Origin of the sequence: Eubacterium xylanophilum ATCC 35991 (assembly GCF_000518685.1) — a bacterium.
Taxonomy (GTDB): Bacteria; Bacillota; Clostridia; order Lachnospirales; family Lachnospiraceae; genus Eubacterium_F; species Eubacterium_F xylanophilum.
Window position 1 is genome coordinate 66,966 of the sequence record NZ_JAEB01000016.1, and the last position, 7,344, is coordinate 74,309.

A 7,344-nucleotide genomic window follows, 5' to 3' on the forward strand; every position below is an offset into this window, starting at 1 on the left:
ATTTATAATTCACAACAAATCATTCACGACTTTTTGCCATATTCTACTAGTTTCCACAACAATCCAAAAAATACATCTCTTATTAAATGTCTGGCAACAAATACAATCATAATTCCAAGACATGCACCATGCCAACCATTGAAAAAGTACCACCCGGCGGCTGCCCCAATTGGAATAAAGATAACTCCTGTCGGAAATGTCAGAGTATCTGTAAAATATTGTAATACGTAAACTATAAGACTAATTACCGTCATAGCAATTAGTAATTTCCAAAAACCAAATACATAAGCAACTATTCCGATAGTGCCACATATCAGATAAAATATGTACCCCAAATAGAATACATTACCTATCGTCCTTCCGATAGCTTCTTCATTTTCCTCGATTTTGGGATCCACTGGCGCACGACTGTCACTAGCCACAGGATTACCACATTCGGGGCAAACCAGGCTATCCAAGTCGCTCATCTTAGCTATCTTAAATTCAAACTCTTTCTTGCAATTTGCACAATATCTCTTCATACATTAAACCTCCAAGTTGTCTACCTTTGGCAAATCTTCCCTTAAATGCTCAATTGTATGTTTCACACGCGTTTCCATCAATTCCGGCAAACCGATACCTCGTACACTGACCAAATGTAAAAACCTTATATATGCGACAATTCGAATCTTTAACTTCGCATCCTCAAGTTGTTCCTCTGTATATCCTTGAAAATAGTTTTCCATTGATTTGTTGTAGATATAATCGGCCATTTCCTCGGTTATTCCCAAGAAACGATCTGTATTGCCCTTTTCGTCCTCTGGATATGCTTTATAAGCGATATAAAGAGCCTGCAATTCAAAAACTGGATTTCCTACACTTAGGCTCTCCATGTCAATGAGAAGTGGCTCAGATCCATCAAACATAACATTTTTCATCTGAACATCACCATGAATTGTACTCATGCACTTCGGCATCTTCAGAATTAACTCTCTAAGTCTATCGGCCAAGTCGCTAGGCAACGTCTCTCCCAGATCATCTATAAAAGACACAAATAAATCTCGCATATCCGGCAAGCTCTCACCGTCCAGTTCTACACTATGAATTTGTCTGAGAAATTCGGCATACTGGCGAACTATGATTTCTTTGTCTTCCGGCTTTTCTATAATCATATCGTTAAAATTATCTGCTTTTAACATTTCAAATACAGTTCCAAGCTTACCATCAACCCGAACAATATCATAGCTTATTGCTGTTGGAATTCCCATGAGAAGCGCGTGTTTGGCCATCTTTTGCTCGCGCTCAATCTCCTCGACACTGGTCATACTTTCATATACTTTAACGACAGTGTCTTCATCAAGTCTGTAAACTGTGCCAACTGCTCCCTGACCTATTACTTTGCATCCTTCCACACTGATTTCTCTAAGTTTTTTCTTAATGTTGAATAATTCAGAAAAACCCGTGACATTAAAGATATCATATACTTCTGGGCTTGCGTTAATTATAAAAATATTCCGTCCAGACTTCTTTTTCAAATATAGTAAAACTCTGAGACCGGCACTAGAGATATATTCTAACTCATTTAAATCAAGAATCAAATCCATCTCATGATTCTCAACAAGTAATTCCTCGATATCATTTTGCACATGGGCTGCATTGTCCGAATTAATACGCCCTTTCAAAAAAACAGTCAACTTTCCTTCTTCAACTATATTTTCCATCGAAACCTCCTAATTGCTTGAAAATTATAAATATATTATCACATACTTTCTGGACGATTTCAAGGGAATCCGAAAATGATGATTAAATATATCAGAAATTATTTTCAGAGTTAATATCGAATAATTGTTTTACAAGCAAAGCTTGTAAGACCAGCGCCATGCGATTCCGATGTTTCCAAAAAAACGACTGGGAATAATCCGCTATTCTCCAGTCGCTATACGTCATAATATTCTTTTATTGGGGTAATCACTTCACCCTAACAGTTCTTCTTCCAAAGAAATCACTATAACCATACTCTTTTTCCATTTCTTCTCCATATGGAATGATACTCTTAAGTCTAATATAATACTTTGTTTTAGACTTGAAAATAGGAAGGGTCATGCTAATGTATGTCTTCTTACGGTCTTTTTCGTAATACTTTCTCTTTCCTTTTATCTTTACTGCTTTATATGATCCCTCCCTGTAATAATGCAATTTTTCCGAAGCATCATTTACGACTTTAACCATCTTTTCATCACTTCTGTCCTTCTTTGTGGAATAATATACACAAAGATACGGAAAATGACTATTAGTCACCTTGATTTGAATACTTTTCTTCTTTCCCGTCATCTTAACCTTGCAGAACTGGGCATATCTTGTCTGTTTTCCCCCAACTATAAGATCAGCTCTCCACAGTTTTGATATTCCATTAGCACTATCATTTTCATCTGTCCATCCAACAAAATCATAGCCTTTTTTCTTAGCTCTTGGAAGAATAGTATTCTTTACTATATCATAGGTTTTCATCTTTTTGCCTACTATTTTTCCTCCATTGAGTTTAAGATTAAGCTTGTATTTATGTGGCTTTCCTATCATTGTTTTCCCTGGAGCTACCTTAGTTGCCGGTTTCCCATCCACATAATAATCATAGCCACGCCTATAATCTTCAAACTTTGGTGCATCAACCGAAACCTTTGAATTATTAACTATCTTCTTCAATCTTTGGCAATCATAAAATGGATTCTTGCCAATACTTGTAACACTAGATGGAATAGCTATCTCCTGTATATCTCTGCAAGTGCAAAAACACTTTTCCCCAATTGATTTTAATGTCTCAGGAAGTGATACTGAATAAACACCTTTATTGCCTCTGAATACCTCTTTTTCTAATACAGTTATTCCATCTAAAATAAATACATTTCCAAAAAGCATTACATGCTCTGTAACTGCTCCGCTTCCACTCAAGGTAGTTTTAAAATCCCCTGAAGGTGTTTCTTCCACGGTACTCTTAAAGTTTTCGAACAAGATCTCACGTGTCTTGCTTTCTACTGCAAATGTATTTATATCGACAATCTGTCCCAGAATTGTCAACATAAGAACCATTAGTATTATCTTTTCATCTAATTAATCTCCTCGTATAATACGTTTTGTAAACAGTATTCTATCACAAACCCAGATGCGTGTCAATTGCGTTTATTACAACTTCCCACGCAATATCATCTTCCTCAAGCAAATCTCCACCACCAAATATCATGCACCTTCCATTTTCACTCTCCAAATCATACTTTGCGCCCATAACTCCTCTGGCGTATACCTGCCGTATGCTTGCCACACAACTCCGACAATCGTATAAGTCCCTTAACTTTTCTGCTTCCATTAGCTTATCATCATCTCGTATATCTTGAACATGAAAAATATCCCGCATAATCACATGTATTATGCGGGCAGCATTTCTCCTATTTATATCTGTATCTGAAGGGATTGTAGACATGACAATCTGAACTTCTCTGGGAATATCACTTCTCCCCAACATTTTTCTCGCTAAATCAATAGGCTTCATAGGATTACTCCTTTATTGTCACCTTGAACGTCTTGGTGCAGTATGCTCTCAATCCGTCTGCAGTGAACTTTACTTTTTCCAATTCTTCACTTCCGGCTACTTCCTTCACTTCTCCGGATTCTAAGTTCTCTACTAGGTAGCTCTTCGCCCCTTTAAAACTCTCAGAATCGGTCATCTTATGAGCTAGCTTATTTATGATTCTATCAAGTTCGATTGCAATCTCATCAGTATGATCTTCACCGCTGAGGTTCACAAAAGATATAGCCATTCCGCCGTCGGCGAGAGGCTTTGCCAGGATATCAACTCTATTATTATCGCGTATATATAGCTTGTCTGCTTCATCATATATTATCTCATTCTTCGTGATAACACAGATTCTCTTTGCCTGAACGCCCAGAGGATCCTGATTGAGTGCAATGAGTTTTTCATCCGCGAGTATCTTCCACAGATCATCTCCTCGCTTCACGCGTCTGAGATCGATTCCAAGCATAAGTGGAGCATTCATCATACACCAAGTTGCCATATGAGTTCTACACATATCAAGGGTCAATCCATCCATACCAACAGCCAACATGTCTGGGTCATTCCAGCCCTTATCAAGACCAGCAAATTCATCCATAATTACTGCTTTATTGTACTGTGATGTGACGCTCGTGGTATAATCTGACTCCCATGGACACTTTCCATTGTCACCATCGCTTCCAACATCAAATGTAATATCATTGAGAATTCTCCAACTATCTCCAACCTTATATCCCCAATTCTGCGGTTGAGTTTTACCCCACTCACAGATAGAAAATATAAGATCATTATCTGGCTTTAGCTTATTATACTCTTCAAGAAACTTAGCATATGAGGCCAGAACATTTTCCTGCCTTCTGTGATTCATAAGGCGTATAGTAACTTCGCCCTTTTGAAGTTCGATAGCGATAGGCTTTGAGCCGTAAAAATCATCGAACACTCTCCTAGTCTCACCATTTTCAACCACGGCAACTTGCAGCCAACTTCCAACTCCCTCTTCTTCTCCGAGTTCGCAATCAACTAACAATTCATACTTGCCGGCATTTTCGATATTCAATTCAAATATCAGCTCGCTACTTTGCTCACCGACCGGTGTTCTATCCGGTCCTGTTCCGTCAAACGTTCCGATACCAACTGCATATCCATCAATTATCTTTCCCCTTTCACCCGTAATCTTTCCATCTTTAACGGTTGAAAGCACTATTTTCTCCTGCTCATTTTCTATTAATATTCCCTTTATCCTAGGCGCAAATGTATACTTGGCATTAGTCGCCTCAGAAAAAGTTGCATTATCCCAAGGATAATAGCAATTATCAACCTTTATGAAATCAATATCCCAATCCACGTAGCTCCGGGCATCTTCTGCCTCATATCCACAGGTTCCTACTTCAAGGCCGCTACAAAGCTTGGTTCCGATATCATTGTACATTCCAAACTTTAGCCCTTTGCCATGAACATAATCTGATAAAACTTTAAAATCATTGGGGAATTTGATTGGTTCATTTTTCAATTTATTATCTACTCTTTTTTCATAGTAGCAGCCATCATCCAAAACTACATATTGATATCCCAGTTTATCTAACCCAAGCTCAATCATGCAATCCACCATGGTTTTAGTCAATTCTTCTGTATTTCCGCAACCAAACGCATTCCAACTATTCCATCCCATAGGAGGGAGATGCTTCTTTCCTCTGCTCTCAAGAACTTCGCGATTGGCAAAGCTGTCATATGTATACTTTTCATTTTTTATCGATCTTGGTTCTTTTAATCTCATAGTCCTATTCCTTCCACTTATCTGTAATTCCAGGGCAATATCCCGTTTTCCTTGCCGCCCTGATTTCAATATAACATCCACACTGTCCGCAAAATCCTGCTCTTCTATCAGAACATTTTCCACATATAAGAAGTCGCCTCTCGTATTCGCTGTCGCAGACTCTCTCTTCAACAGGAATCCTTGAGACGTACTCCTCTACTTTTATCCGTTCTTTTTCGAGCATTTCCTTTGTCCACATGCATTTTTTGCAAAATGGTCTGCTCATGAGTTCTACACTCCTTTAGTTCAAAACAAGTGTCACAACGCTACATGGCGGAATATTTCCACTCAATGTACCGTACTCCAATTTGAATCCATCGTACTCTTTTGGTGCGACTTTATCAGGATTCTCAAAAGTATTATATGCTCCTACGTCGGCGATGAGAATCTTGCCGGTTACATCGCAGTAGTCACCGAGAATATCTGCATTTACCTCCACATCCTCTGTGAGGAGAGGATTGGCGAGTGTTATAGTCATCTCTCCCTTGTCATTGACAGAAGCTGAAGATGAAATAACAGGAATTTCCTTTCCCTTACACTCCTTCTTTTCAACATCGAAGTAACAATCCACAAGCTTCGCCTCTTGGTGACCCTTGAACATCTCAAACACATGATATGTAGGTGTTTTGAGAATCTTGGCACCCTCTGTAAGAATTACAGCTTGCAGAACATTTACAACCTGAGCAATGTTAGCCATTGAGATTCTATCACTGTGTCTGTTGAAAATATTCAGATTGAGCGCAGCTACAATCGCATCTCTCATGGTATTCTGCTGATAAAGGAATCCAGGATTAGTTCCCTCCTCAACATCATGCCATGTTCCCCACTCATCCACAACGAGCTTAACCTTGTGCTCTGGATCATGCTTATCCATAACAGCTAGATGTCTCTCAATCATCGGCTCTATGTAGAGAGTTTTGGAGATTGTCTCATAGTACTCTTCCTCTGTAAACTCCGTGGCACTTCCCTTGTGATCCCAATCATGTGTCACGGTGTAGTAGTGAAGACTGATGGCATCTGCTTGTTGATCCTTGATGAGATTCATTAACTTATCAGTCCAATCGTAGTCATCTCCGTTCGGCCCACAAGCGATCTTGTAAAGCTTATTGTCACCATAGTTGCGGCAATATGTCTGATATCTTCTGTACTCATTGCCATAGTACTCCGGAGTCATATTTCCTCCACATCCCCAGTTTTCATTACCAACGCCAAAATACTTAAGCTTCCATGGCTCCTTGCGACCATTGGCCTCACGAAGCTTTGACATAGGTGACTCCCCATCAAATGTCATGTACTCGATCCACTCGGACATTTCTCTGACAGATCCACTTCCCAGATTTCCATTGATGTATGGCTCGCATCCGAGCTGATCACACAATTCGAAGAACTCATGTGTTCCGAAGCTGTTATCCTCGAGAACTCCACCCCAATGAGTGTTAATCATTCTCTTTCTATCAGCCAGTGGACCAATTCCGTCCTTCCAGTGATACTCATCAGCAAAACATCCACCTGGCCATCTGAGTACCGGAATCTGCATCTCCTTTAGTGCGGCAACAACGTCATTTCTCATTCCCTTAGTGTTTGGGATTTCGGAATCTTCCCCTACAAAGATTCCCCCATATATACATCTTCCCAGATGCTCAGAAAAATGTCCGTAGATCTCCTTGTTAATCTTACTAATCTCTCTTTTGGGATTAATAGTTCCTTTAACTTTTTTCATAGCTATTCTGGCGCATCCACCTCATGCGCCTCTCCTTTCTAGTCTTAATCATATATATTTTCACACAAATAATCTATCTACATACTAATTTACAATAAAAATGGTCCGAAAAAAATGGATTATCTTGTATTATTATTGAATTATTGTGTAATATCTTGCCATATTTGTCTAGTTATGGTTCCGTATTTCAGGCAGAGAGTCCCCCTCCTCTCGGGGCATGCCAAATCCTCTTTTTTCAAATAGGCATGCCCCTCTCTCCTTATCAATCAA

Annotated in this window: 7 protein-coding genes; all 7 read right to left on the reverse strand. The window is 39.2% G+C overall.

The annotated features are described in order from the left end of the window. Positions 1–23: 23 nt before the first annotated feature. The 7 genes from L877_RS0104910 to L877_RS0104940 all read right to left on the reverse strand — a co-directional run bounded on the left by L877_RS0104910 (position 24) and on the right by L877_RS0104940 (position 7,074). Complete coding sequence (locus L877_RS0104910; RefSeq protein WP_026835148.1) at positions 24–521, reverse strand: zinc ribbon domain-containing protein; 498 nt, start codon at positions 519–521, stop codon at positions 24–26. A gap of 3 nt (positions 522–524) precedes the next feature. Then, the gene (locus L877_RS13415; protein ID WP_051437684.1) at positions 525–1,700 is read right to left on the reverse strand and encodes an anti-sigma factor antagonist; all 1,176 of its coding nucleotides are present in this window, start codon (positions 1,698–1,700) and stop codon (positions 525–527) included. 247 nt (positions 1,701–1,947) lie between these two features. Further along, on the reverse strand, positions 1,948–3,063 hold the full coding sequence (locus tag L877_RS0104920) for a leucine-rich repeat domain-containing protein (protein WP_026835149.1): 1,116 nt from the start codon (positions 3,061–3,063) through the stop codon (positions 1,948–1,950). A gap of 61 nt (positions 3,064–3,124) precedes the next feature. After that, positions 3,125–3,520: a hypothetical protein gene (locus L877_RS0104925; RefSeq protein ID WP_026835150.1), complete on the reverse strand. Its 396-nt coding sequence runs from the start codon at positions 3,518–3,520 to the stop codon at positions 3,125–3,127. 4 nt (positions 3,521–3,524) lie between these two features. Next, positions 3,525–5,315 (reverse strand): glycoside hydrolase family 27 protein, encoded by a 1,791-nt coding sequence (locus L877_RS12200; protein WP_051437685.1) that lies wholly within the window; start codon positions 5,313–5,315, stop codon positions 3,525–3,527. A gap of 4 nt (positions 5,316–5,319) precedes the next feature. After that, positions 5,320–5,580, reverse strand: a complete 261-nt coding sequence (locus L877_RS0104935; RefSeq protein ID WP_026835151.1) for a DUF6171 family protein — start codon at positions 5,578–5,580, stop codon at positions 5,320–5,322. A gap of 15 nt (positions 5,581–5,595) precedes the next feature. Beyond that, positions 5,596–7,074 carry an alpha-N-arabinofuranosidase gene (locus L877_RS0104940; RefSeq protein ID WP_051437686.1) on the reverse strand — a complete coding sequence of 493 codons (1,479 nt, stop codon included), beginning with the start codon at positions 7,072–7,074 and terminating at the stop codon, positions 5,596–5,598. Between the last annotated feature and the right edge of the window lie 270 nt (positions 7,075–7,344).

What these genes read in the sequence shown, in the direction of transcription:
- L877_RS0104940 (WP_051437686.1), bottom strand. Translation starts at nt 7,074, where the DNA reads ATGAAAAAAGTTAAAGGAACTATTAATCCCAAAAGAGAGATTAGTAAG.
- L877_RS0104910 (WP_026835148.1), bottom strand. Translation starts at nt 521, where the DNA reads ATGAAGAGATATTGTGCAAATTGCAAGAAAGAGTTTGAATTTAAGATA.
- L877_RS12200 (WP_051437685.1), bottom strand. Translation starts at nt 5,315, where the DNA reads ATGAGATTAAAAGAACCAAGATCGATAAAAAATGAAAAGTATACATAT.
- L877_RS0104925 (WP_026835150.1), bottom strand. Translation starts at nt 3,520, where the DNA reads ATGAAGCCTATTGATTTAGCGAGAAAAATGTTGGGGAGAAGTGATATT.
- L877_RS0104935 (WP_026835151.1), bottom strand. Translation starts at nt 5,580, where the DNA reads ATGAGCAGACCATTTTGCAAAAAATGCATGTGGACAAAGGAAATGCTC.
- L877_RS13415 (WP_051437684.1), bottom strand. Translation starts at nt 1,700, where the DNA reads ATGGAAAATATAGTTGAAGAAGGAAAGTTGACTGTTTTTTTGAAAGGG.
- L877_RS0104920 (WP_026835149.1), bottom strand. Translation starts at nt 3,063, where the DNA reads ATGGTTCTTATGTTGACAATTCTGGGACAGATTGTCGATATAAATACA.